General features: G+C 44.5%; 17 protein-coding genes. 16 read left to right on the top strand and 1 reads right to left on the bottom strand.

Annotated features, from left to right (window positions below; all coding sequences use genetic code 11):
* The first annotated feature begins 6 nt into the window (after nucleotides 1-6).
* The 8 genes from DW917_RS02205 (at nucleotide 7) to DW917_RS02170 (ending at nucleotide 15645) form a co-directional block, all read left to right on the top strand.
* Complete coding sequence (locus DW917_RS02205; RefSeq protein WP_118116067.1) at nucleotides 7-2991, top strand: TonB-dependent receptor; 2985 nt, start codon at nucleotides 7-9, stop codon at nucleotides 2989-2991.
* Between the two features lie 24 nt (nucleotides 2992-3015).
* Nucleotides 3016-4743 carry a RagB/SusD family nutrient uptake outer membrane protein gene (locus DW917_RS02200; protein WP_117693198.1) on the top strand — a complete coding sequence of 576 codons (1728 nt, stop codon included), beginning with the start codon at nucleotides 3016-3018 and terminating at the stop codon, nucleotides 4741-4743.
* A 24-nt stretch (nucleotides 4744-4767) separates the two neighbouring features.
* Nucleotides 4768-5943 (top strand): SusF/SusE family outer membrane protein, encoded by a 1176-nt coding sequence (locus DW917_RS02195; protein ID WP_118116065.1) that lies wholly within the window; start codon nucleotides 4768-4770, stop codon nucleotides 5941-5943.
* Between the two features lie 21 nt (nucleotides 5944-5964).
* On the top strand, nucleotides 5965-7389 hold the full coding sequence (locus tag DW917_RS02190) for a glucan 1,6-alpha-isomaltosidase (protein WP_118116063.1): 1425 nt from the start codon (nucleotides 5965-5967) through the stop codon (nucleotides 7387-7389).
* A 119-nt stretch (nucleotides 7390-7508) separates the two neighbouring features.
* Complete coding sequence (locus DW917_RS02185) at nucleotides 7509-9584, top strand: glycoside hydrolase family 97 protein (RefSeq protein ID WP_370453504.1); 2076 nt, start codon at nucleotides 7509-7511, stop codon at nucleotides 9582-9584.
* Between the two features lie 92 nt (nucleotides 9585-9676).
* Entirely contained in the window at nucleotides 9677-11977 is a 2301-nt protein-coding gene (locus DW917_RS02180; RefSeq protein WP_118116059.1) for a glycoside hydrolase family 66 protein, read from the top strand.
* A gap of 55 nt (nucleotides 11978-12032) precedes the next feature.
* Nucleotides 12033-13598, top strand: coding sequence for a SusF/SusE family outer membrane protein (locus tag DW917_RS02175; RefSeq protein WP_118116057.1), 1566 nt, complete (start codon nucleotides 12033-12035; stop codon nucleotides 13596-13598).
* 346 nt (nucleotides 13599-13944) lie between these two features.
* On the top strand, nucleotides 13945-15645 hold the full coding sequence (locus DW917_RS02170) for a Na/Pi cotransporter family protein (protein ID WP_118116055.1): 1701 nt from the start codon (nucleotides 13945-13947) through the stop codon (nucleotides 15643-15645).
* Between the two features lie 25 nt (nucleotides 15646-15670).
* Here DW917_RS02170 and DW917_RS02165 read toward each other — a convergent pair whose 3' ends face one another.
* Entirely contained in the window at nucleotides 15671-16375 is a 705-nt protein-coding gene (locus DW917_RS02165) for an NAD-dependent deacylase (RefSeq protein WP_118116053.1), read from the bottom strand.
* Between the two features lie 132 nt (nucleotides 16376-16507).
* On the opposite strand from DW917_RS02165, the gene DW917_RS02160 reads away from it, so the two are divergent.
* From DW917_RS02160 to DW917_RS02125, 8 genes are all read left to right on the top strand, one after another.
* On the top strand, nucleotides 16508-17110 hold the full coding sequence (locus DW917_RS02160; RefSeq protein WP_118116051.1) for an FKBP-type peptidyl-prolyl cis-trans isomerase: 603 nt from the start codon (nucleotides 16508-16510) through the stop codon (nucleotides 17108-17110).
* A 27-nt stretch (nucleotides 17111-17137) separates the two neighbouring features.
* Nucleotides 17138-18016, top strand: a complete 879-nt coding sequence (locus DW917_RS02155; protein WP_118116049.1) for an FKBP-type peptidyl-prolyl cis-trans isomerase — start codon at nucleotides 17138-17140, stop codon at nucleotides 18014-18016.
* Nucleotides 18017-18087: 71 nt separating this feature from the next.
* Nucleotides 18088-19071 carry an FKBP-type peptidyl-prolyl cis-trans isomerase gene (locus DW917_RS02150; RefSeq protein ID WP_118116047.1) on the top strand — a complete coding sequence of 328 codons (984 nt, stop codon included), beginning with the start codon at nucleotides 18088-18090 and terminating at the stop codon, nucleotides 19069-19071.
* A gap of 397 nt (nucleotides 19072-19468) precedes the next feature.
* On the top strand, nucleotides 19469-20497 hold the full coding sequence (locus DW917_RS02145; RefSeq protein WP_118116045.1) for a PD40 domain-containing protein: 1029 nt from the start codon (nucleotides 19469-19471) through the stop codon (nucleotides 20495-20497).
* A gap of 62 nt (nucleotides 20498-20559) precedes the next feature.
* Entirely contained in the window at nucleotides 20560-21225 is a 666-nt protein-coding gene (locus DW917_RS02140) for a porin family protein (RefSeq protein WP_118116043.1), read from the top strand.
* A 198-nt stretch (nucleotides 21226-21423) separates the two neighbouring features.
* Nucleotides 21424-23415, top strand: coding sequence for a histidine kinase (locus DW917_RS02135; protein ID WP_118116041.1), 1992 nt, complete (start codon nucleotides 21424-21426; stop codon nucleotides 23413-23415).
* A gap of 15 nt (nucleotides 23416-23430) precedes the next feature.
* On the top strand, nucleotides 23431-24186 hold the full coding sequence (locus DW917_RS02130) for a LytTR family DNA-binding domain-containing protein (RefSeq protein ID WP_118116039.1): 756 nt from the start codon (nucleotides 23431-23433) through the stop codon (nucleotides 24184-24186).
* 172 nt (nucleotides 24187-24358) lie between these two features.
* Nucleotides 24359-24826, top strand: a complete 468-nt coding sequence (locus DW917_RS02125; RefSeq protein WP_022111472.1) for an Lrp/AsnC family transcriptional regulator — start codon at nucleotides 24359-24361, stop codon at nucleotides 24824-24826.
* Nucleotides 24827-24844: the final 18 nt, after the last annotated feature.

The following is a 24844-nucleotide window of genomic DNA, read 5'->3' as shown; positions in this document are numbered from 1 at the left end:
CAAAAAATGAAGACATTCCTAAAAAAGACAATTGCACTGGCATGTTTTGCCATGCTGATGCCTCTTTCGCTTCTTGCGCAAGATGTTCTGAAAGTGCACGGAATCGTTACTGACCCTTCGGGTGAACCCCTGATAGGTGTCAATGTAAAGGCTGGCTCTTCTAGTGTGGGAGCAGTCACTGATTTGGATGGAAAGTATTCCATCGAAGTTTCACCTAAATCTACTCTTACCTTTTCATACGTAGGTTTTGAGACTGTCGTTGAGTCGGTGAAGAACCGCAGACAGATGGATGTCACCATGAAGGAGAGCTCTGATGTGCTCAATGAGGTGGTGGTTATCGGTTATGGTACTATGGACAAGAAAGAGCTTACTTCTGCCATTTCTCACGTAAGCGAGAAAGACTTCCTCACCATCAGTTCCCCTGATGTTTCCATGATGATCCAGGGTAAGGTGTCGGGCGTGAGCATCACCAATACCGCGGTGGGCGACCCAAACAATCAGGCAAGCATCCAGATTCGTGGTGTCTCCTCTCGTGCCGCAGGCAATGGTCCTCTGATTGTGATTGACGGTGTGCCAGGTGGCAACCTCACCAACATCAATCCTAATGACATCGCTTCTTTCGACGTATTGAAGGATGGTGCAGCCTCTGCTATCTATGGTACTCGTGGTTCCAATGGTGTCATCTTGGTAACGACCAAGAAGGGAAGCAGGGACGGCAGAACACACGCTTCTTACTCTACCTCTTATACTTGGAACACGATGGTGAAAGACCTGAAGATGATGAACGCTCAGGATTTCCGTGATGTTCGTCTGGGATGGGGTGACTCTGGCGTTGACCTCGGCGGTAATGTAGATTGGCTTGATGCCGTCAGCCGTACAGGTACTACCATGCAGCATACCCTGACCCTCAGTGGTGGCAATGACAAGAGCAACTATCGTGTGAGTGCCGATTATCGTGATGCCAAGGGTATCGACCTTCGTTCTCGTCGTCAGGAGTATGGCGCTCGTGCCAACATCGTGCATACCACCAAGGGTGGACTCTTCACCATTACTGCCAATGTCGCTCCTCGTGTCATCTACAGCGACAAGGCTGATTACAGCGTATTCAAGGATGCTCTTGAGGCTAACCCAACTACTCCTTTGATGGATCCAGATAATCCGATTCGTTATTATAATTTCAAGGGCCAGGTTGTGGGTTCCAATCCTGTGGAGCGTCAACTCTTGGAGACCGATAAGGATGATATCCGTTTGATTGACTGGGATGGTACCGTTAAATTGAACCTCTTGCCTTTGTTGGCAAAGAATGCATCTGGCAATCATCATCTCTCTACACAGGTGATGTTCGCTGACCATCAATATACCCACGATGCGTCTTGGTTCCGTCCTTCTACCAGCACCATAGCTATTGAGAGTGGTCGTGAAGGTGAGGCAAGTCGTTCTTCTAGCAAGGAGAGCCAGTATGTAATGGAGTGGCTCACTAATTATAGCGGTAGCTTTGGCAAGCACAATGTGAAGGCTATGGCAGGTTACTCTTACCAGTATTCTCAGTATTCTGGTTTGAACGCATCCAACAAGGATTTCCCTAATGATGCTCTGGGTCCAGACAACTTGGGCGCTGGTGAGTTTAATAAGGAAGAAGGTGAGGTCAATATGGGCAGCTACAAGAACGATGCCAAGCTCATCGCTTTCTTCGGTCGTGTAAGTTACGACTATGCAGGCAAATATATGTTTACCGCTTCTCTTCGTCATGAGGGTTCTTCTAAGTTTGGTGCTAACCATAAGTGGGGTAATTTCCCAGCTGTTTCTGCTGGTTGGCGTATCTCTGAGGAGAAATTCATGAAAGGTATCAAGTGGATTAATGATTTGAAGCTTCGTGCCGACTATGGTGTTACTGGTAACCAAAACTTCGATAGCTACAAGTCATTGAATACCATGACAGGATTTGGCTACTATATATATAATGGTAAGTTCTTACAGGTTTGGGGTCCAGCCAAGAATGTGAATCCTGACTTGATGTGGGAGAAGGGTAAGAACTGGAACGTAGGTATCGACTTCTCTTTGCTCAACAATCGCATCTATGGTTCTTTGAACTACTTCAACCGCAAACAGCAAGACTTGTTGGGTGACTACAAGGTATCTGTTCCTCCATACCTCTTTGACAATACATTCGTCAATGTAGGTACGATGAAAAACTACGGTTTTGAGTTTGACCTCAATTTCCGCCCTGTCACTACCAAGGATTTCTCTTACGACTTCAACCTCATCGGTTCTACCATGCAGAATAAGTTCGTAAGCTTCAGCAACTCCCAGTTTGTAGGTCAGGACTATTATGATGAGGTAGGTACTTCTGATCCATATCCTTACTACAACTTGCAGCGCATTGAGAAGGGCGAGTCTATCGGTAACTTCTATATGTGGAGATATGCTGGTCATACAGAGGATGGCGAGTGGTTGGTCTATGACAAGAGCGGTGACATCATCCGTGCTTCCCAAGCAACGGCAGACGACCGTGTGAAGGTGGGCAATGGTTTGCCTAAGTTTACCTTGTCTTCCAGCCAGAACTTCCGCTATCGCAACTTCGACTTGTCGTTGTTCTTCCGTGGTGCGTTTGGATATGACATCTTCAACATCCACGATTTCTATTATGCCAACCGCAACTTCACTGGTAACCGCTTGCAGAAGGCATACGGCAAGAACTTCAAGATTTCAGGCAATGCCAACCCTGTGGTTTGTGATTACTTCTTGGAGAGAGGTGACTACTTGAAGCTCGACATGATTACATTGGGCTATACGCTCAATTTGCAGAAGTGTCGTTTCATCGACCGCATTAGAGTATATGGTACTGTAAAGAACGTGTTCACCCTCACCAAGTTTAGCGGTGTAGATCCTTCTACCTATCAGGTGAACGGACTCACCCCAAGTGGACAAGGTTCTCGCGACTACTATCCATCTACCCGCCAGTTTATCATTGGCTTGAACGTAGATATCTGATAATCATCTAAAAATATAGAAACAATGAAAATATTCAATTATATTGTATCTGCTGCTTTTGGTACACTTGCCATGACAAGTTGTACTGATTTGAGCGAGAAGCTCTATGATCAGGTGGCATCAGAGAACTATTATAATACCAAGAACGATGTGGTCAGAGCCACATTCCGTCCTTTTGAGCATGCTTACTGGAGCATAGAGAGTCGTCATGTGCTCAACGAGCTTACTGCCGACCAACTGATTACTCCTACCCGTGACGGTTGGTGGGATGATGGTGGAAAATGGCGTAGATACCACTATCATGAGTATAATGTAGAGGACGGAGGTGATTGCCAGACCGAATGGAATGGCTGCTTCCAGGGTATCATGCAGAGTTGTAAGGTCATAGAGGACTTAGGTACGCTTTCTTTTGAAAAGTTCGGTTTCTCACAGTCTGAGTTCAACAACCTTACAGCCCAGTGCCGCGTGTTGCGAGCATGGTTCTACCTTCGTTTGCTCGATGGTTTCCGCAATGTGCCATTGGTGACCACAACCACAGGCGCTTCCATGAAGCAAGTGGAGCCTAAGGTAATCTACGATTTCATAGAGAGCGAGTTGAAGGAGTGCTTGCCACTTCTTGTTGAGAAGACAGAGCTTGGAACAAACTCTACCCTTCAAGGTCAGTGGACCAAGGCAGGTGCAGCCGCCTTGTTGGTTCGTCTTTATCTTAATGCCCAAGTATATATCGGCGAGGATCATTATACAGAGTGTGCCCAAGTGGCTCAAGACATCTTGGATGGCAAGTATGGCAAGTATCAAGTAGCAGACCGTTGGGATGCCGCCTTTGACTGGGACAATGATGCTTGTGATGAGGTAATCTTCGGTTTCCCAGGTGCCCCAGGCTATAGCCATTGGCAGTATGATGGCGATACCTATATGTGGACAGTACCTGCACGTGCCAACTATTATCTCAATGATACCAAGAACAAGGCAGGTGGTCATAACACGAAGTATGCAGCTTCTCCAAGCTATGCGCCTAACGGTACGATGTATAAGTACGACTTGGGTATGCCTATCCAGAAATTCAAGAAATATCCAGACGATGAGCGTCTGAAGCTCTATCGCAACTTGGGTAACAGCAAGCGTGAGGGTATGTTCTTGTATGGCTACTTGGAGTATAAGGATGAGAATGGAGCTACCAAGCGTGTAAAGGCACCAGAGGTAGATTATGAGTTGTATATCCGTGATGCTGTGGGCAAGTTCCAGAGCACTCCTCCTACCAAGTGGCTATCTGCAACCTCTTCCACCTTGCGTGATGGTGACCATAACTCAGGTTGGCACTTTGTGAAATATCCTCTTTATAGCGACGATGATGAGCATCAGTTGGAGAGCGATTATACAGAGATTCGTTTGCCAGAGATTATCTACTCGCTCGCAGAGTGCAAACTTCGTCAAGGCAAGCCAGAGGAGGCAGGTAAGTTGCTCAACAGTGTTCGTAAGCGCAATTATCCTGCTGCCGATTATGAGGAGTATCTCTATGCGCCTGAGGGTAATGCCAAGCTTGACCTGGACGAGATGCTCGATGAGTGGGGACGTGAGTTCTTCGCAGAGAGCCGTCGCCGTATCGACCTCATCCGCTATGGCAAGTTCTCTTCTGGTACCTGGTGGGACAAGACTCCAGATGCCGACAAACATACAGAGATTTGGCCTATCATGCGTGATGTCTTGAATGCAAACCACGAGTTGGTTCAGAATCCTGGTTATAATAAGTAAACCATTTTTTAATAAGATACAATTATGAAACGAAATATTCAATTGAAGCAATTCAGCCTCAGCTTGTTTATTTTTTCTCTCCTGATGACCTTGTTTACTGGTTGTGATGGCGAGAAAGACTTGAAGATCATTGATGGTAATCTGCCAATTAAGACTTCTACGTTGTTCATGGTGGGTGATGCAACCCCAAATGGATGGAGTATAGACGATCCAACTCCTTTTACCCAAAATGCAGACGATCCTATGCTCTTTACTTGGGAGGGCACTCTCAACACGGGAGAGATGAAACTCTGTCTTCAGTCAGGTAGTTGGGACAATCCATTTATCCGTCCAGCCAACAACCTGGAGGCTATCTCTAAGTCTAATATCAGCGGACAGACTTTCGCTATGTGGGCAGGCGACCCTGATAACAAATGGAAAGTTACAGATGCAGGTAAATATCGCTTGACATTCGATATGCGCAACTGGACGATGTCCACCGAATACCTTGGCGAGAAAGAAAAGCCAGCTGCAGAGCCGATTTCTTTGGAGCACTTATATGCCATCGGAAGTGCCACTCCTGGTGGTTGGGACTGGGATCAGGCTGCTGAGTTGAGAAAGGAGTCAGACTACATCTTCATTTATGAGGGAGAACTGAATGCTGGCGAGATCAAGTTTAGCGGAGAGAAAAGCTGGGATGGTTCTTTCATCCACAGTCCTTTAGATGGTGTCAAGATTAACAAGGATGGTGTAGAGGACGAGAAGTTCGAATATTACGCTGGTGGTAACGACAACAAGTGGAAAGTAGAGGTACAGGGCAAGTATCGCTTAACCTTGGATCTTGAGCACTGGTCCATCAAGTCAGAGTTCTTGGGTGAGCTTCAGAAAGAAACACATATCTATATGATAGGTGATGCTACCGCAGGTGGTTGGGCTTGGGACAAGGCGCAAGAGTTTACCCAGGATGCATCTAACAAGGATGTATTTACATGGGAAGGTCAACTCACGGAGGGTACATTTAAGATGAGTGAGGAGAAAGATTTCAACGCTCCTTTCTATCGTCCTTCTTCTGCCAATGTCACAGTAGATGCTAGTGGAGTTTCGGCTTCAGATATGGTCTTCACGGCAAGTCCTGACGACCAGTGGAAAGTAACAGAGGCAGGTACTTATCAAATCACCATTGACATCAACAACAAAACGATAAAGGTGGTAAAGAAATAATCAATTAAAACGATTAGAAAAATGAAAAAAACAATATTATTTTCCATGGCGATAGCTGCCGTTTCTCTGTTTGGCTCTTGCGCCAATGATGTAGAAATGAACTATCCTCCTACCCACGAGCTATCCAATCTTCCTATAGTTGAGGGTATCCACGATGGTGTGAAGGCTCCTCTCTACTGGAGTGTATATGAGTATTGTTTGTTGGAAAACGCCAAGGGCGTAAACAACAATGATATGGACCTTACCTCCGACCAGTGGGACAACATCATCGACTATGTAGCAACCAATCTCAAACCATCGGGCTATGACATGATTTGTACGGATGGTTTTATCCCTATGCTTGCCAAAGATGAGAGTGGCTATATGACCCATTACGGCTCTCAGGCTCTCAAGGATATTGCTGCCAAGTGTAAGGCTAAGGGCTTGAAATTAGGTGTTTACGACAATCCGCTCTGGATTCATGGTCCAAGAGAAACCAAGATAGAAGGCACGGAATATACCTTCAACGACCTCTTCTATAATGGCGAGAATAAGGACAAGTTGTCTCATCCTACAGCCAAGGATATGGATTTCTCTTGGGCTGTAGCCGAGAATCCCGGTTGCAAGGAGTATATCGATGGCTTCTTCAAGCATTACAAGGAGTTGGGTGTAGAGTTCATCCGTATGGACTTCCTCTCTTGGTATGAGGATGGTCAAGACCGAAATGTGGGTGTCACTGGTCGTGGTTATGGTCGTGAGAACTATGCGCTCGCCATGAGATACATAGCTGAGTCTGCCAAGAAATATGGTATCTTCACCTCACTCGTTATGCCTCACTTGTATGCCGATGCACAGGTAGAGAGCCTTTATGGTAACATGGTTCGTATTGTGGCTGATACTGGTACTGGTGGTTGGTGGCACTGTTCAGCCCAAGACAAGGGAAAATCTTACCGTACATGGCCTAACTGTATGAATATGTTCGATGGATTTACCTATTGGTCGCATATCAGTGGCCGCAACAAGGTGATTCTTGATGGTGACTTCATTCGCCTCAATACTTTCAATACTGATGCCGAGAAGCAGACAGTGGTATCCTTGCAGTTGATGGCAGGTGGTCCTGTGGCAGCTTCTGATCTGCCTACTACCATTGGCAATGACATGAAGTATTATACCAATGCCGAACTTCTTGAACTCAACAAGGATGGCTTCGTAGGCAAGCCTCTCAGCGACAAGCTCAACGATAGGAATAATGAAATCTGGTATGGTCAGATGACCAATGGCGATTATGTGCTTGGCATTTTCAATCGTAATGATAACTCTGATCAAATTACAGTGGATTTCAGTACGCTTGGCATACAAGGCGAGAAGCAAATTCGCGACCTTTGGGAGCATGTAGACGAGGGTAGTGCCTCTTCGATCACTGCTACCATTCCAGCCCATGGTTGCAAGATTGTAAGACTCAAATAAGTAAATTTAATAATAACTAATTATTATCAGACCAAATGAATAGTAAAAAGAATAAACATAGTGCAACGTCCCTCTCTCGTTTAGGGGGACTGTTGACTAACATCTTGTTGGGGTGCATGATGCTCTTCTCTGTAGGTGCATCTGCTCAGAAAGTATCCTCTCCTGATGGTAACCTAAGTGTTGAATTCTCGCTCACGGGCGATGGTGTTCCTACTTATCAAGTGTCATTCAAGGGCAAGCAAGTCATCAAACCCAGTACATTGGGTATTGAGCTGGCTGAGGAAAACTCATTGATGGACAAGTTTCGTATCAATAAGACCTCTACATCTACCTTTGATGAGACATGGCAACCTGTATGGGGTGAGGAGAAGGAAATTCGCAACCATTACAATGAGCTGTTTGTAGAGATGGAAAAACCATCTAATGGTAGGTTCATGAATTTGCGCTTCCGTGTCTATAACGATGGTGTGGGGTTCCGTTATGAGTTCCCATTGCAAAAATATCTACCTTATTTCGTGGTAAAGGCAGAGCATACTCAGTTTGCCATGACTGGTGACCATAAGGCATGGTGGATTCCTGGTGATTATGATACTCAGGAATATGACTATACAGAATCAAAGCTTTCAGAAATCAGAGGTTTGTTGCAAGGAGCCGTGAGCAGCAATGCTTCGCAGACCATCTTCTCGCCTACTGGTGTGCAGACTTCGCTTCAGATGAAGACAGCAGATGGTATTTATCTCAATATTCATGAGGCGGCTTTGGTGGATTATTCTTGTATGCATCTCAATTTGGATGACAAGAATCTTGTGTTTACCTCTCAGCTTACCCCTGATGCACAAGGCAACATGGCTCACATGCAGACGCCATGCCATACTCCTTGGCGTACCATCATGGTAGTGGACGATGCTCGCAAGGTGCTTGCCTCTCGCCTTATTCTCAATCTGAATGAGCCTTGCAAATATTCAGATACTTCATGGATCAAGCCTGTCAAGTACATTGGTGTTTGGTGGGAAATGATTGGTGGTGGCAAACAGTGGTCTTATACATTCGATTTGCCTTCTGTCAAACTTGGTGAGACTGATTATACCAAGGTAAAGCCTCATGGTCAGCATCCTGCCAATACACAGAATGTAAAGAAATATATCGATTTCGCTGCCAAGAATGGTTTCTCTCAGGTGCTTGTTGAGGGTTGGAACATTGGTTGGGAAGACTGGTTTGGTCATAGTAAAGACTATGTGTTCGATTTCCAGACTCCTTATCCTGATTTCGACATTAAGTATCTCAATGACTATGCTCACTCCAAGGGTGTGCGTTTGATGATGCACCATGAGACGTCAGCTTCTGTGCGTAATTATGAGCGTCATTTGGAGGCTGCCTATAACTTGATGAATAAGTATGGTTACAATTCGGTGAAGAGCGGATATGTGGGTAACATCATTCCTCGTGGCGAGCATCACTATGGTCAGTGGCTCAACAATCACTATCTTTATTGCGTAACCGAGGCTGCCAAGCACCATATCATGGTCAATGCTCATGAGGCTACTCGCCCAACAGGTCTTTGTCGTACCTATCCTAACTTGATAGGCAATGAATCTGCTCGTGGAACAGAATATGAGTCTTTCGCAGGCAACAAGGCTTTCCATACCACTGTATTGCCTTTCACTCGTTTGCAAGGTGGTCCTATGGATTATACCCCTGGTATCTTGGAGGGCGATATGAATAAGATTGATCCAAGCAAGCATCATCATATCAACTCTACCTTGGCTCGTCAGTTGGCATTGTATGTTACGATGTACAGTCCATTGCAGATGGCAGCTGATATCCCAGAGAACTATGAGAAGTATGCAGATGCCTTCCAGTTTATCAAGGATGTAGCTATCGACTGGGATGAGAGTCGTTATCTTGAGGCTGAGCCTGGTCAGTATATTACCGTTGCCCGCAAGGCTAAGGGCGAAGACAAGTGGTTTGTTGGTTGTACAGTGGGTGAGACTCCTCATCAGTCTACCCTGAAACTTGATTTCCTTACACCGGGCAAGAAGTATGTTGCTACAATCTATGCCGATGGCAAGAATGCAAGCTACAAAGCCAATCAGCAGTCATACGTCATCACTAAGCGTGTGGTAACCAATAAATCTACCCTTAAACTGAATGCTGGTGCAGGTGGTGGTTATGCCATCAGTCTCATGCAAAAGTAAAAAGATAGATATATTTTTCTCCCCATACCTATACCTTATTATATATAGGGGTATGGGGAGTTTATGTTCATCATCCTTATAAAATCGTTTTTATGAGAAAACCTTTACTCCTCTTCTTGCCTAAACGTATGATGGTGTTGGCATTGCCCCTCATGCTTTCCCTTTGTAGTTATGCTGCCACAGTTACTTCGCAGCTGTCTGTCAATATGAAAACCGACAAGGCTTGCTATGTACCAGGACAAACTGTTACGTTTGTGGCAGAAGGGAATATTCCTTCTTCGACCAAGGTGCGTTATCGTCATGGTTCCCATGTGCTTCTTGTCCAAGACTTCTCAGAGGTGGCTAAGAGTAAGCAGTGGTCTTGGTTGCCACCATCTACCGATTATCAAGGTTATTTGGTGGAATTGTATACAGAGGGCAGTGGTGTGGAAAATATTCTTGGTACGATAGCCGTAGATGTTTCCAGCAATTGGAAACGTTTTCCACGTTACGGCTTTGTCGCTGACTTTGATAATTACAGCAGTACAGTCGATAAGAACGCCAACATCAAGAGCGAGATGGCATATCTCAATCGATTGCATATCAATGGTGTGCAATTCCAAGACTGGCAGTGGATGCACCATCGACCTGTAAAATTGAATGGTGATGGTTCGCTCACCCAATGGTATACCGATATTAGCAATCGATGTGTAGGCGTGGAATATGTCAAGAACTATATTGCCACACAACATGCTTACGGCATGAAATCCATCTTCTATAACCTTTGCTTTGGTGCATGGAAGGCTGCTGCAAACGATGGTGTGAAGTCTCAGTGGGCTTTGATGAAGAAGGATGGTAATGGCAATTATTATCAAGACTATCATGGACTTCCTTCTTCTTGGGCAAGCAATATCTATCTGCAAGTACCGGGCAATGGCGATTGGCAGCAATATATGGTGGAACGAAACAAGGAAGTGTATGGCAATTTTGATTTCGATGGTTTTCAGATAGACCAGTTGGGGTATCGTGGTACTGTGTATGACGCCAATCATCAAAAGGTAGATTTGCCTTCGGGTTATGGCTCATTCATTGATGCCATGAAGCAGGCTCATCCCGAGAAGTCCTTGATTATGAATGCTGTGTCGGGTTATGGAACAGAGCAAATCGTGAATAGAGATGTGGATTTCTGCTATAATGAGGTATGGGGCAATGGCAACGGTTATGGCGGAGCACCAGAAGACCAGTTTGCCAATCTCTATGACATCATCGCCACTAACGATCGCTTGAGCGACCATCAGCATCCCACGGTCTTTGCAGCCTATATCAATTACGACAAGGCTGACAATGGCGGCTCGGGCGACCACATGGTCAATACGCCTGGTGCCTTGCTTACCGATGCGGTGATGTTTGCCTTGGGAGGCTCTCACCTAGAGATGGGCGACCACATGCTCACTCGTGAGTATTTCCCAGCGGCTCCTTTGGCGATGAGCGATGAACTGAAGACTGTGCTCGTAAGGTATTACGATTTCCTGACAGCTTATCAGAATTGGTTGCGTGGCGTGTCTTCCAAAGCTGCTTATTCGGCTCATGTGAGTGTGAATGGCAATACGGTGAAGGCATGGCCTCCACAAGCAAACTCCATCGTGACGTTCGCCAAGACCGTGGGCAACAGTGATGTCGTTCATTTCCTCAACTTCTCCAACACCTCCGACCTTTCTTGGCGAGACCTCAATGGTACTCGCCAGAAACCAACCCGGAAGGACAACTTGGCTGTAACCATCCAAACCAATCGTAAGGTGTCTAAGCTATGGGTAGCCAGTCCTGACAGTCATGCTGGTGCGGTGCAAGAACTTTCGTTCGAGCAAATAGGCAATCAACTTAGCTTTACGCTTCCATCTTTGGAATATTGGACGATGGTGGTCATGGAGGGCGAGAGCCAGATTTATCTGACGGGTGAGGCTGTCAAGAAAGATGGGTATGGAGCCTATGACCTATCGCAAGCCATACCTTTGAATAAGGCGAGTGGGGGCAACGTCTATAAAACCACGGTATATCTGAAAGGAAACGAGTTGTTCAAGTTTACTGATGGTCGTGATTGGGGATATTGCAAGAGCTATTGCTCGGAGTATGAGAATTATCAATTCAACTCCCATATTCAGTTGGCTCACCTCTCCACTTTTGGCAAAGACTACAAGTTTTGTGTGCCAGAGTCGGGCTATTACGACATTACCATCAACCTGGATAGCATGCGAATTGTGGTAAAAAAAGCCGATCCCATGGCGATAGAAGGCGTAACGGCGGATGTCGCTGCCAACAAAGACCATGCTCCTTGGTATTCTTTGGCAGGTGATCGCGCTCCCAATCCTCATAAGGGTATTTATGTGAAAAAAGGCAGGAAGGTTGTTTTCAAGTAACAGGATCCGATCAGAACGAAAATAGAATATTAATTAATAATTAACAACTTAGATTATGAAGACAACTATTACTAGATTTTTGATGTGCTGCATTTTGTTTGCAGTTAGTTTTGTGACCTCTTTCGCAGCAGATAAGCTGATTCTCATAGGAGATGCGGCACCTGATGGTTGGGCATTGAACAATAGTGTGGCGATGCTGAATCAAGGCAATGATGTATGGAAAGTTACCGTACAGTTGAAAGCCGATGAAGGCTTCAAGTTTTTGACAGATACAGACTTTGGTTCATTCCAGTATCGTGCTGGTGACAGCGATGTAATGCTTTCAGACGGTGTGGCAGCCACGCTTTATGATTCAGGCGAGAATGCCAATGACAACAAGTTCAAGGTATCAGCGGCAGCCAACTATGACGTAGTTTGTGACCTTACCAACAAGACAGTGACTGTAACTAGGTCTGCTTATCAGGAGCACGCATTACGCTATGCTGCACTGTGGATGGTCGGTGGTGCTACTCCTGGGGGCTGGTCTATCGGTGATGGTGTGCAGTTGAACCAGCATGAAGATAATCCTTTGGTATATTCTGCTACCACATGGTTGACAACAGGTGAGTTTAAGTTGGCTACTAATAAATATGCTGATTTCGGACAGTCTATGTTCCAAAGAGATGCTGCTGATGCTACCAAGATGGTATTGGGTGGCGATGACAACAAGTGGAACATCACCGAGCCAGCCACCTATGATGTAGAGGTGAATGTCGCTGACATGACAATCTCTCTCAAGAAACACTATGATGGCTTTAAGGCAGATTGCATGTTGATACTGGGTGATGCTGTGAAGAGCGGCTGGGATATGAGCAACAGTGTGGCAATGTTGGAAGGTGAGCCAGGCGTATGGACAGCTACCGTTTACTTGGCTGCCGACCAAGGCTTCAAGTTCTATGCCGAGAACGACATCTTCAATGGCTTCCAGTATCGTGCCGCAGGTGAAGAGAATGTAACATTGGCAGAAGGTGCGGCTACATCTTTGGTTTCTTCAGAGGTGAATCGCAATGACAGCAAGTTCCAGGTGGCTGAGGCTGGCAACTATGTCATCACTTGCGACCTCAATGCAGGAACAATCACAGTGAAGAAGGCTGACTATCAGGACAACGAAATCGTATATGCAGCTTTGTGGTTGGTTGGTGATGCTACAGAGAATGGCTGGGATTTAGAACAGCCTGTCGTATTGGCTCAGGATGCTTCCAACCCAATGGTTTATACTGCCACTGCTGACTTGAAGGAAGGTGAGTTGCAGGTAGTAGTCAACAAGTTTACTAGCTATAATTCTGATGTCTATGTAAGCGATGCAACAGATGCCACCAAGGCTATTCGTGTAAATAAAGATAGTGAGAAGAATAACTGGAAGATTACCGAGGCTGGCAAGTATGATGTGAAGTTGAATGTGCTTGACAACACCATGTCGATTATCAAGAATGTTCCTTCTGCTATCTCTTCTGTCAACGCCAATGGGGAGCAAGCTCCTGTAGAATATTACACATTGGAAGGTATGCGTGTGAACCAACCAGTAAAGGGTATCTGCATCATGTGCCAAGGTAACAAGGTGGTAAAAGTAAGTAATAAGTAGTTAGCATAATTTGCTTGGTTTTAGGTTAAGGTATGCCATGTCGGATGGCATACCTTTTCTGTATCTATAACTCGTACTTGGGGGCAAATATTCCCCCAAAAATCGCTGCTAGTACGACATTCAAGCCCTCATTTTTCCCTTTTTTGTCAAATATGTCACAAAAAGGACATTTGTTCCGATTTTTTTCATAAGTTAGCAGATGGAAAAAGAATGTATAACATTTTGCCATTGATGTTACAATGTTGTTACAATTTGAAATATCCGTAATGAATATTTCGGAATCAGCAGAAATCTTATTAAATTTGCAAACGAAATGTAACGAGTATTTCCACGTAACAAAACATTTATGAGTACAAGTCAATATCTTGTGATTTTTTTTCAGATTCTGGGTTCTCTGGCATTGCTCATCTACGGCATGAAAGTGATGAGCGAGGCATTGCAGAAAATGGCAGGATCTCAGTTGCGACACATCTTAGGGGCGATGACAACCAATCGGCTCACGGGTATGCTTACAGGTACATTTATTACCTGTGCCGTGCAGAGTTCTTCTGCCACTACCGTGATGACGGTTTCCTTTGTCAACGCAGGTCTTCTCACCTTAGCTCAAGCCATCTCCGTCATTATGGGTGCCAATATCGGTACCACGCTCACAGCTTGGATTATGTCTTTGGGATACAATGTGGATTTGACGATAGTCGTCTTCCCTGCGTTTTTCTTAGGCATCATGTTAATCTATAGCAAGAAGAAACGCTATTTCGGCGATTTCCTCTTTGGCATTGCTTTTCTCTTCTTTGCCCTCGTTCTCTTGAGTGGGGCAGGAAAGGACCTCGATTTGGAACACAATCCTTCGGTCATCGATTTCTTCAGTTCTTTTGATACGAAGAGCCATCTTACCATTATTACATTCCTTCTGATAGGTACAGTCATCACCTGTATCGTACAGAGTTCGGCTGCCGTCATGGCTATCACCATTCTGCTCTGTTCTACCGGCGTACTTCCTATCTATCTCGGTATAGCCTTAGTGATGGGCGAGAATATCGGAACGACGGCTACAGCCAATCTTGCAGCATTGGGTGCCAATGCACAGGCTCGACGTGCCGCTTTGGCCCATCTTGTATTTAATGTGTTTGGTGTCATTTGGGTGCTCTGTCTGTTCTATCCTTTCGTCAACTTTGTATGTTCATTGGTAGGATATAATCCGGATGGAAATATGTCGGCAGCTCAGAAAGCTACGTTGCTGCCTATCGTCTTGGCGATGTTCCACACCTGTTTTAATGTGTGTAATACAGCTGTGCTCATCTGGTTTATACCTCAGATAGAGAAGTTGGTTTGCCAACTCATCAAGCCGAAGGCAGATAAGGAAGATGAGGATTTCCGCCTGCGTTTCATCCAGACGGGCATCATGAAGACACCGGAACTTTCTGTCTTCGAGGCTCAGAAGGAAATCAGCAGTTTTGGTGAGCGCATCCAGCGTATGTTTGGTATGGTAAGAGAACTGTTGGAAATAAAAGATGGCAAGGCTTTTGAAAAGCTCTATGACCGTATCGAAAAATATGAGGGAATCTCAGACAGTATGGAGATTGAGATAGCGAAGTATCTCGACCAGGTGAGCGATGCCCATCTGAGTGATGATACCAAGGCTAAGATTCGTGCCATGCTTCGCGAGATTTCAGAGATAGAGAGTATCGGCGATAGCTGCTTTAATATAGCCAGAACCATCAAGCGAAAGGTAGATAACAAGGAGGAGTTTACCGAAAAGCAGCATGAGAACATTCATCAGATGTTCCTGCTGGTGGATGAGGCTTTGACGCAGATGAACTTCATGTTCACCCACGACCGTCATACTCTTGATATGAACCGTACGTTTAATATCGAGACAGAAATCAATACATTCCGTTACCAGCTGCGCAATCAGAATATAGAAGATGTGGATAATCATCTCTATACGTATGGTATCGGAACGATGTATATGGATATTATTCAAGAGAGCGAAAAGCTCGGCGACTATGTAGTAAATGTCGCCGAAGCTCGAATGGGAAGGAGATAGGAGATCCTTTCTCCTTCTCCAGTATCTATTTCTCTTTTTCCAGTATTTCTGTAAGCTCTTTCATTCCTTCCGAAGCACCCTTCATGATGTGTTTTATCTGGTAGTATTCGTTGGTATTTACTGCTCCCGGGTCTATCAGATAGATAGGAATGCGGGGCTTGGTATAGGAAATCAGACCTGCAGCAGGATAAACATTGAGTGAAGTTCCGATGATGACGAAAATATCGGCATTCTGTACAGTCTCGGCTGCAGGTTCTATCATCGGTACGCTCTCACCGAAGAAAACGATGAATGGGCGCAGGAGACTGCCGTCGCCAGCTTCCGTTCCCGGTTTTACTTCGCAGTCATCTTCCGGCAATTCTTTGATGTAGCGATTATCATAAGGATTGCGGGAAGAGCAGACCTTTGACAGTTCACCATGCAAGTGGATTACATTCTTGGAACCGGCCTTTTCGTGCAGGTTATCAACATTCTGTGTGATAACTGTCACTTCGAAGTCTTTTTCCAAGTCCTTGATGAGTTTATGCCCCTCGTTTGGTTGGGCGGCATACAGTTTATGTCTAAGCATGTTGTAGAAGTTGGTCACTAATGTAGGATCAGCTTCCCAGCCCTCGTGGGTTGCAATCTGTTCTACAGGATAGTTCTCCCACAGGCCATCGTTGCCGCGGAAAGTTTTGAAACCGCTTTCCACAGACATGCCGGCACCGGTTAAAAATACGAGTTTCTTCATAATTTTACTATTAACAATGCACAAATTTAGTAATTTTTCTTCAAATAGCATCGTTATCACCAAGAAAAATGTTATCTTTGCACACGTTTTGATACAAATTTAGATTATTAATTAAAAGTTATAGATAATTTTATGGATAAAGTAAGTTACGCTCTGGGTATCGGTATCGGCCGCCAGTTGGCTTCTATGGGAGCTGAAAGTTTGAATATTGATGATTTCGCACAGGCTGTGAAGGATGCTATTGCAGGCAAATTGCAGCTCAGCGAGCAGGAGGCCCAGGAGTTGGTACAGAACTTCTTTGCAGAGCAGGAGGCTAAGGCTCAGGCTGCAGCTGCCGAGAAGGGTAAGGTTGCCAAGGAGGCAGGTGAGAAGTTCCTCGCTGAAAATGGCAAGAAAGAAGGTATTATTACTACCAAGAGTGGTTTGCAATATCAGGTGTTGCGCGAGGGTAATGGCAAGGCTCCTAAGGCTACAGACCAGGTGGAGTGCCACTACGAGGGTACGCTCATCGATGGTACTAAGTTCGACAGCTCTTACGACCGTGGTCAGACAGCTACATTCCCATTGAATCAGGTTATCGCTGGTTGGACAGAAGGTCTTCAGCTCATGACCGAGGGTGCTAAGTATCGTTTCTTCATCCCTTACCAGTTGGGTTATGGCGAGCGTGGTGCAGGTGCTTCTATCCCTCCATTCTCAGCTTTGATCTTCGACGTAGAGTTGGTAGCAGTTAAGTAAAAAACAAAGATAATAAACATAAGCAAAATGAAAAAGTTATTTTTCGGAGCCATGATGATGGCTTTCGCTGCAGCTACATTCGTAAGCTGTGGCAATTCTACCCCTAAGGCAGACCTCAAAGACGAGGTTGATACCTTGAGTTATGCGATGGGTATGGCACAGACACAGGGTTTGAAGGAATACCTGAGTGATCGTCTGCAGATTGATACTGCTTACATGGACGATTTCATCAAGGGTCTTAACGATGGTGCCAATGCTGGTGATGACAAGAAGAAGGCTGCTTACTATGCAGGTATTCAGATTGGTCAGCAGATTTCCAACCAGATGGTTAAGGGTATCAACCACGAGGTATTTGGTGGTGATTCTACCAAGACTATCTCTTTGAAGAACTTCATGGCTGGTTTCGTTTCTGGTACTACTGGCAAGAAAGGCTTGATGACTATAGAGCAGGCTGGTCGTATAGCACAGGAGAAGATGGTTTCCATCAAGGCTAAGGCTATGGAGAAGCAGTATGGTCCTAACAAGGTGGCTGGTGAGAAGTTCCTCGCTGCTAACAAGAAGAAGCCAGGTGTAGTTACATTGCCTTCTGGTGTTCAGTATAAGGTCATCAAAGAGGGTAACGGTCCTATGCCAAAGGATACTTCTATGGTGAAGGTACAGTATGAGGGTAAGACTATCGATGGCAACGTATTCGATTCTTCTTACAAGCGTGGTGAGCCTGTTTCTCTCCGTGCTAATCAGGTAATCAAGGGCTGGACCGAGGCTTTGGTTCACATGCCTGTAGGTTCAGTTTGGGAGGTTTACATTCCTCAGAACTTGGCTTATGGTGAGCGTGAGCAGGGTCAGATCAAGCCATTCTCTGTTTTGATTTTCAAGATTGAGTTGGTTTCTCTTGGTGAGAAGTAACAGGGATTTCAAAATACAGAGACCCGACAGTTTTTGTGGGGACTCAGACAATAGAGGACTTAAATAAAAGAATGAATAAAATAATCATGACAGCACTCGTCCTCGCGGCGAGTGCTTCTTTGTTTACAGCGGGTGCTGCAAACAAGAAAGATAAGAAAAAGGGCAAGAAAGTAGCCCCTATCGAGTTGAAAACTTCTGCCGATTCTTTGAGTTATGCTGCAGGTATCAATGCTACCCGTGGTTTGTTGAACTATGTGCAGCAGAGTTATCAGGTAGATACTGCCTACATGGAGAATTTCATCCGTGGTTACAAGGATGCGCTTGCTATGGGCATCAATCCTCAGACCACAGCTTATTCTGCCGGTATGGAGATTGCCAAGTTGGTAGAAAAGCGTGTATATCCTGGCACTAAGGAGGAGTTGAAGAGTACTAACGATTCTATCAGCCATGCTTTGTTCCAGGAGGGTTTCATGGCAGCATTGGCCAATGATACCACATTCTTTACCAGCAAGAAGGCTGAAGATTTCCAGAAGGAGGCTTTGGCAGGTGCTGGTGAGAAATTCCTTGCCGAGAATGCCAAGAAGCCTGGTGTGAAAGTATTGCCAAGTGGTTTGCAGTACAAGGTAATCACAGAGGGTCATGGTGAAGTGCCTAAGGCCAGCGATGAGGTAGAGGTTATCTACGAGGGTCGTCTGATTAACGGTACTGTATTTGATTCTACCAAGAAGCATGGTCAGCAGAGCGATAAGTTCAATGCTGGCAATCTGATCAAGGGTTGGACCGAGGCTTTGACAACTATGCCTGTAGGTAGTAAGTGGCAGATTTATATTCCTCAGGAGTTGGCTTATGGCGCTCGTCAGGCTGGTCAGATTCCTCCATATTCTACATTGGTATTCGATTTGGAATTGGTTAGTATCGTAAAGCCAGAGGTTAAGGAGCCTGCAAAGGAAGAAAATGCAACTGCAGATACAAACGCAAAGGCTACTGCTGACAAGAAAGCTGTAGCTAAAAAAACTGCTGGTAAGAAAAAAGTTGCCAAGAAGACACGCAAGTAATTAGCAACCTTATATATATTAAGGTATATATTATAAAGAGCCAAGAAGTCTGCTGGAATTAGAAAGCGATTTCTTGGCTTTTTTGTAGCGGGTTTTATTCATTTTATTTGTTGTATTGAATAAAATCAGTACTTTTTTATTCAATAAGGATGGTTTATTGAATATTTTTCTGTGACATCGCAGTATCATATTTGTTGTTCTCTATTCCTTGGAACCATCATCGCCGCATTATCGACATTTTTTTTATTTTTTATCGAATAAGCATTAAATTTAGCAGGTTAAGTGTGCTCCATCGACAAATGAGCACAGATGTTGTTTTAGCCGTTTGTGAAAACGAAATATTTTGTTTATCTTTGCAAACAGAAAAATTTAATATAATAAGTTAAAATTATCGAATATGAAGTTGCTGAAGAAGAAAAGTTCTTGGCTTTTAGCATCATTGCTCTTATTGTCGGTAGGTGCTGATGCAAAGGTAAAATTTGATTATTCCCTCGTGTTCGTGCCTGAGGAGGGTGGTGTGAAGTTCGAAAAGATTACTGATGATGCTGATTGTGTAGCAGATTATAGAGGCAACATTGTGGGTAAGACATCTGGTGTCTTTGGCTCACGCAAGACCAGTACTATTGATTGGTGGGTAATACCTCAGATAGGTGTGTCGCCTGATGGAAAACGTATAGGTTACATCAATGAGAAGAATGGAACAACCAACATCATGATCAAGAATGCTGCCAAGGGCGGCGCAAGCGTACAGCGCACGTTCCGTACAAATGTTGAGGGTTTCTCATGGAGTCCTGATGGCAAGACTCTGTGCTTTACCGAGGTGAGAGGCAATCATCATGGCGTGTATTTGGTAGATGCCAATCAAGGTACTGTAGTGCGTCAGATTTCCAATGGAACAGACAATGACTTTGGAGGTGTTATCAGCACCGATGGCAACACTATCTATTTTCATCGTGGCGAGGGCTATGCTTCCTATAGTCTCTGGAGCTATGATCGCAAGACAAACCTTTTCTCCAACTATAGTAGAGGAATGACGGCTTGTCTTATCCCTAATAATTATGATGCTATCTATTGTGCTCGTTTCACAACGAACAAGGAAAGTGAAATATGGCGTGTAAACTTCAAGACGGGTGTAGAGGAAGTTATTCTTTCCCAGCCTGGCAAGAGTTTTAGTACACCTCAGTTATCTCCTGATGGCAAATGGTTGTTGGTAACAGGTTCTAGTAAGTCGGAAAAGGAAAAAATTGACAATACGGACATCTTCGTGGTTCGCACCGATGGTACCCAGCTTACTCAGCTTACTTACCATCCTGGTAACGACTTGTCGCCAGTATGGTCCCCAGACGGAAAAAGTATTTTCTTCCTTTCTCAGCGCGGCTCGGTAGAAAAGAACTATAATGTATGGCGCATGGATTTCAATATGTAATCCGCCTCTATAGTCTATGTATTTGGATGTTAGGAGTATTAATTATTTAAACTTTTAAAATTATGAGAAAAATTATTATTGCAGCAGTTTGCGCATTCTGCGCTCTTACAACTTCAGCACAGCGTGCAAGTAGTTCATCTTCTTCTTTCTTCTCTACAGAGAAGGCTGAGAGCGGCGTTCAGTTTGGTATCCGTGCCGGTCTTAATGTTGCAGGTATGGACTATAAAGAGGACAATGTAACCGTTTCTACAGACAATAGAGCTAATTGGCATGTAGGCGTTATTGCTGATATTCCTTTGATGCAGAGTCTCTATGTTCAGACGGGTCTTTATCTCCAGAACAAGGGTTACAAGGAGAAAGAGGGAAACTATGAGTTGACAGCAAATCCAATGTACTTGGAAATTCCTGTATTGGCTTCTTATCGATACAACTTCGGCGATGCAGCACAGTTGCAGTTCAATGTTGGTCCTTACTTCGCTTATGGTGTAGGTGGTAAGATTAAGGAAACAGAGGATGGCGACGAGGACAAGTGGGATTGCTTCGGCGATAAAGGTGCAGATTGGAAACGTTTCGATTGTGGTCTTCAGATTGGTGCAGGCTTGACAGTTGCTAAGCACTATTACATTGGTGCTGCTTATGAGTTTGGTTTCTCTAATATTGCCAAGAACTCTGGCGATGGTAAGTTGAAGAACAGAAACTTGATGATTAGTGTAGGTTATAATTTCTAATAAAGTTTTTAAATACTATTTAAATTGCAAGGAGGCACAATTGACAAAGAGTCGTTGTGCCTTTCTTCGTGGTAGAATGTAAATCTATACCAAAAGATGCACTTTTTTGTTGGTAAGTTGTTTTTTGGGCAAGGGAAAATTGCATATTTGTGGCAAAATGCTTATTTTTGCAGTTGTGAGTATTAGCTATAGTGAAATATGAAGAAGAACTTGATTTTGTTTTGTCTGTTAGTTGGATTGATAGTAGCTTGTCAGCGTCCGTCGAACACCCAAAAAACGGAAGAGGAACTAAAAGCCTTATCCTGCATCGATGATTCGGTGGAGGCCTTATCGCCCCATGCCTTTCGCATGATAGAGAAAGGCATGAAATCGGCTCAAGACAGTCTGGCTTATTACGAATATTATATCAGAAAGGCAAAAGTATATGAACTTTCCACCACTCCCGATTCTTCTGTTCCTATTGTGGCCAATACCATCGCTTTTGCCAATAGGCAACCTTCGTCGCCACGTCGCAATTCACTTCTGGCTTTCGCCTATAATCTAAAAGCGGTGGGTCTGCATAATTTCCGTCAGAACCCCGATGAGGTTATAAGGCTCTACAAAGAGGCCACCGTCTTGTTGGCCAACAGCGATGCTAAAGATCAGTTGCCTAAAGTTTGTGCCAATCTTGGTGATGCTTACATCTTCAAGAGTCAGTTGCCGGAGGCGGCGGCATGGTATCGACGTGCCCTGTTCCTTGTTGACTCGCTCAAGTTGCCATCCCAGGAAAACATTACTCTCTACCTAGGACTTGCCACCATTTATCTGCAACTCAACGATTTCGATACTTCGTTGAAATATTATCAACAAACAGAGAAGTATTTCTCTCTGATGTCGGTGAGCATGCAGGCTTATTATCTAAATAATTATGGCAATTACTATTATTATACCAGGAACTACAAAGCTTCCCTCCAGAAGTTTTTAACCTTGAAGGCTTTTCTGGAAAAGCACCATAAAACGGAAACCTTCGACATGTATCTCTGCAAGCTCAACCTCGCAGATGTGTATCTCAATCTGGGCGATGTTGTTAGGTCGGAAAAATGCCTCGAAGAGATAGAGCCATGGTTTGCCAAGAATGGCAACGATGTGGCAATTTACTATGTCAACTCCATCCGTATCGGACAAGCTGTGAAACGAGGAAACATGGCAAAGGTAAAAGATATATTGCAACATGAGAAGAAACTGGACAATATGGAGTTCAATCTTCGCCAAATTCGCAATCGTTATCTTCGCAAGTATTATGAGTCAATAGGCGACTATCGGGGAGCGTATGAAAATCTTAGGTCGGATGCACAAATGGATGATTCTCTGGCACATAACCGACTTAATATGCGTGCCTCTGAAATCATGAACCGTTTTGCGCAAGATACCATTCGTTTACACCATAGACTGGAAATGGAGCATAAAAATGCAGTTGTCCAAAGTGCCAACACCATCACGGTGGCCGCTGTGTTGCTGGTCGTGGTCATCATTCTGATGTTTGCCCTTCTTTTCATGCGCTCTCGCAAGCAATATGCACAAGATAAGATGCGCATCATGCAACTGAGGTTAGCAAGTGTGCGCAACCGTATCTCCCCACACTTTGTATTTAACGTCCTCAATGGTAAAATATTGAAGTCGAATGAGCAGGATGCCAATGAATTGCTCGACTTGACAAAATTGATAAGGGCGAACCTTGACTTGTCGTGCCGCCTGGATGTGACGTTACGAGAAGAGTTGGATTTTGTGGAGCGGTACGTCCATGTGGAGAAACAAATGGTGGGCGATGACTTCGAGTTCCGCATCGACCAGGCCAAAGCGGTGGATGCCGATAGGGTGCGCATTCCTTCCATGTTCGTTCAGATACTTGTGGAGAATGCCTTCGTGCATGGGCTGAAGGGATGGGATGGTCATAAGTCTATTCACATCGAGATAGACAAGAAAGAAAAAGCAACCAGCATCAAGGTCAAGGACAATGGTCCTGGATTTGATATCCGTAGCGTAGGAAAGAAGCGTACAGGACTGAGTGTTATCACCCAAACCATAGCCATTGTCAACGAGCGAAACAAAAGCAAAATGACCTTCTCGCTCAGTAATGAGCAAGAGTGCGGAAAAAACGTAGGATGCGTTGCTACGATAGTTATTCCTGATAATATCAAACTTTTTATTTGACAGAAGAACCGCAAGATGAAGACAATCATTATAGATGACAATAAGCAGGCTGCCGAAAATCTGAAAGAAAAGTTGGGCAGATACCCTGAGATAGAAGTGGTCGCCATAGAGCACTCTGGATTAGATGGGCTGGCGAGCGTGAGTGAGTTTCAACCAGACTTGCTCTTTCTCGACGTGCAGTTGCCAGACATTTCGGGAATAGATTTCCTGGAACGAGTCGATTCTTTTACTTATGGTCGCAGTAGAGTAGTGATGTATACTGCTTACGATGAGTTTGTGTTGCCAGCTTTCAGGAAGAAAGCCTTTGACGTGCTATTGAAACCTATCGATGACAAGGAATTGGACATCATCATGCAGCGACTAACCGAACAGCCCCTTTTGCCAACCCTGCAATCAGATGGACGGGATCAGGAAGAAATAGTGTCGGACAATGGTAAGTTTCTCCTCTATACAAATACTATAGACTTCAAACTGGTGGACAAGCGTGACATCGTTCTCTTCCAGTATAATCATGAAGTGCGTTGTTGGGAGGCTGTGGTGGCTGGTAGCAAGGCGCCTGTTCGCCTGAAGCGGACCATCAAGAGTAATGACCTGTTGGGAGTGGACAAGCAATTTATGCAAGTAAACCAGAAATTTATTATCAATATGAATTATCTGATAGAGGTGGTCGATAATGTTTGCCACTTCTATCCGCCGTTTGATGGCATAAGCTATGTCAAAGTGGGACGCCTGTATCGTAAAAAACTGGTGGAACGCTTTTATTGTCTATAATTTCTATGCCATAAAAGCGATTTTTCTGTTAAAATCCGTATAAATACTATCAAAAAGCACGAAAATTGCAAAATAATCGTGCTTTTTGTTGTTTATATCAATAGTTTTTCCTAATTTTGCTATCTGGTATAAGATGATACCATCAAAGATACAATAACATAAAACAACAGAAATGGAGAAAATAGACAATCTTGACAGAAAGATATTGGGTATCTTGTCTAAGAACGCCCGCATTCCTTTCAAGGATGTTGCGGCAGAGTGTGGCGTATCCCGTGCAGCTATCCACCAGCGTGTGCAGCATTTGATGGAGGCAGGATTTATCACGGGTAGTGGATTCGACGTAAACCCTAAGAGTTTGGGATATTCTACCTGTACATACGTGGGTCTGAATCTGGAACGTGGTAATATGTATAAGAAGGTGGTAGAACGCCTTCAGAATATACCGGAAATTGTGGAGTGCCACTTTACTACTGGTTCTTACACCATGCTTCTTAAACTTTATGCGCGCGACAATGAGCAGCTGATGGATTTGCTCAACAATAAGTTGCAGGCTATTCCAGGTGTGGTTTCTACGGAGACCCTGATTTCTCTTGAGCAGAGTATCAAGCGAGAAATTCCTGTTATTTTGGAAGAAGAATAAGTATTCAACGTAAATATA

The sequence above is a fragment of the Prevotella sp. AM42-24 genome (assembly GCF_003461825.1).
In the GTDB taxonomy this organism is placed as follows: Bacteria; Bacteroidota; Bacteroidia; order Bacteroidales; family Bacteroidaceae; genus Prevotella; species Prevotella hominis.
This window is presented reverse-complemented; position numbering and strand designations above follow the sequence as displayed.

Excerpts from the sequence above, each read along its gene's own strand:
- DW917_RS02205 (WP_118116067.1), top strand. The coding sequence starts at position 7 with ATGAAGACATTCCTAAAAAAGACAATTGCACTGGCATGTTTTGCCATG.
- DW917_RS02200 (WP_117693198.1), top strand. The coding sequence starts at position 3,016 with ATGAAAATATTCAATTATATTGTATCTGCTGCTTTTGGTACACTTGCC.
- DW917_RS02195 (WP_118116065.1), top strand. The coding sequence starts at position 4,768 with ATGAAACGAAATATTCAATTGAAGCAATTCAGCCTCAGCTTGTTTATT.
- DW917_RS02190 (WP_118116063.1), top strand. The coding sequence starts at position 5,965 with ATGAAAAAAACAATATTATTTTCCATGGCGATAGCTGCCGTTTCTCTG.
- DW917_RS02185 (WP_370453504.1), top strand. The coding sequence starts at position 7,509 with ATGCTCTTCTCTGTAGGTGCATCTGCTCAGAAAGTATCCTCTCCTGAT.
- DW917_RS02180 (WP_118116059.1), top strand. The coding sequence starts at position 9,677 with ATGAGAAAACCTTTACTCCTCTTCTTGCCTAAACGTATGATGGTGTTG.
- DW917_RS02175 (WP_118116057.1), top strand. The coding sequence starts at position 12,033 with ATGAAGACAACTATTACTAGATTTTTGATGTGCTGCATTTTGTTTGCA.
- DW917_RS02170 (WP_118116055.1), top strand. The coding sequence starts at position 13,945 with ATGAGTACAAGTCAATATCTTGTGATTTTTTTTCAGATTCTGGGTTCT.
- DW917_RS02165 (WP_118116053.1), bottom strand. The coding sequence starts at position 16,375 with ATGAAGAAACTCGTATTTTTAACCGGTGCCGGCATGTCTGTGGAAAGC.
- DW917_RS02160 (WP_118116051.1), top strand. The coding sequence starts at position 16,508 with ATGGATAAAGTAAGTTACGCTCTGGGTATCGGTATCGGCCGCCAGTTG.
- DW917_RS02155 (WP_118116049.1), top strand. The coding sequence starts at position 17,138 with ATGAAAAAGTTATTTTTCGGAGCCATGATGATGGCTTTCGCTGCAGCT.
- DW917_RS02150 (WP_118116047.1), top strand. The coding sequence starts at position 18,088 with ATGAATAAAATAATCATGACAGCACTCGTCCTCGCGGCGAGTGCTTCT.
- DW917_RS02145 (WP_118116045.1), top strand. The coding sequence starts at position 19,469 with ATGAAGTTGCTGAAGAAGAAAAGTTCTTGGCTTTTAGCATCATTGCTC.
- DW917_RS02140 (WP_118116043.1), top strand. The coding sequence starts at position 20,560 with ATGAGAAAAATTATTATTGCAGCAGTTTGCGCATTCTGCGCTCTTACA.
- DW917_RS02135 (WP_118116041.1), top strand. The coding sequence starts at position 21,424 with ATGAAGAAGAACTTGATTTTGTTTTGTCTGTTAGTTGGATTGATAGTA.
- DW917_RS02130 (WP_118116039.1), top strand. The coding sequence starts at position 23,431 with ATGAAGACAATCATTATAGATGACAATAAGCAGGCTGCCGAAAATCTG.
- DW917_RS02125 (WP_022111472.1), top strand. The coding sequence starts at position 24,359 with ATGGAGAAAATAGACAATCTTGACAGAAAGATATTGGGTATCTTGTCT.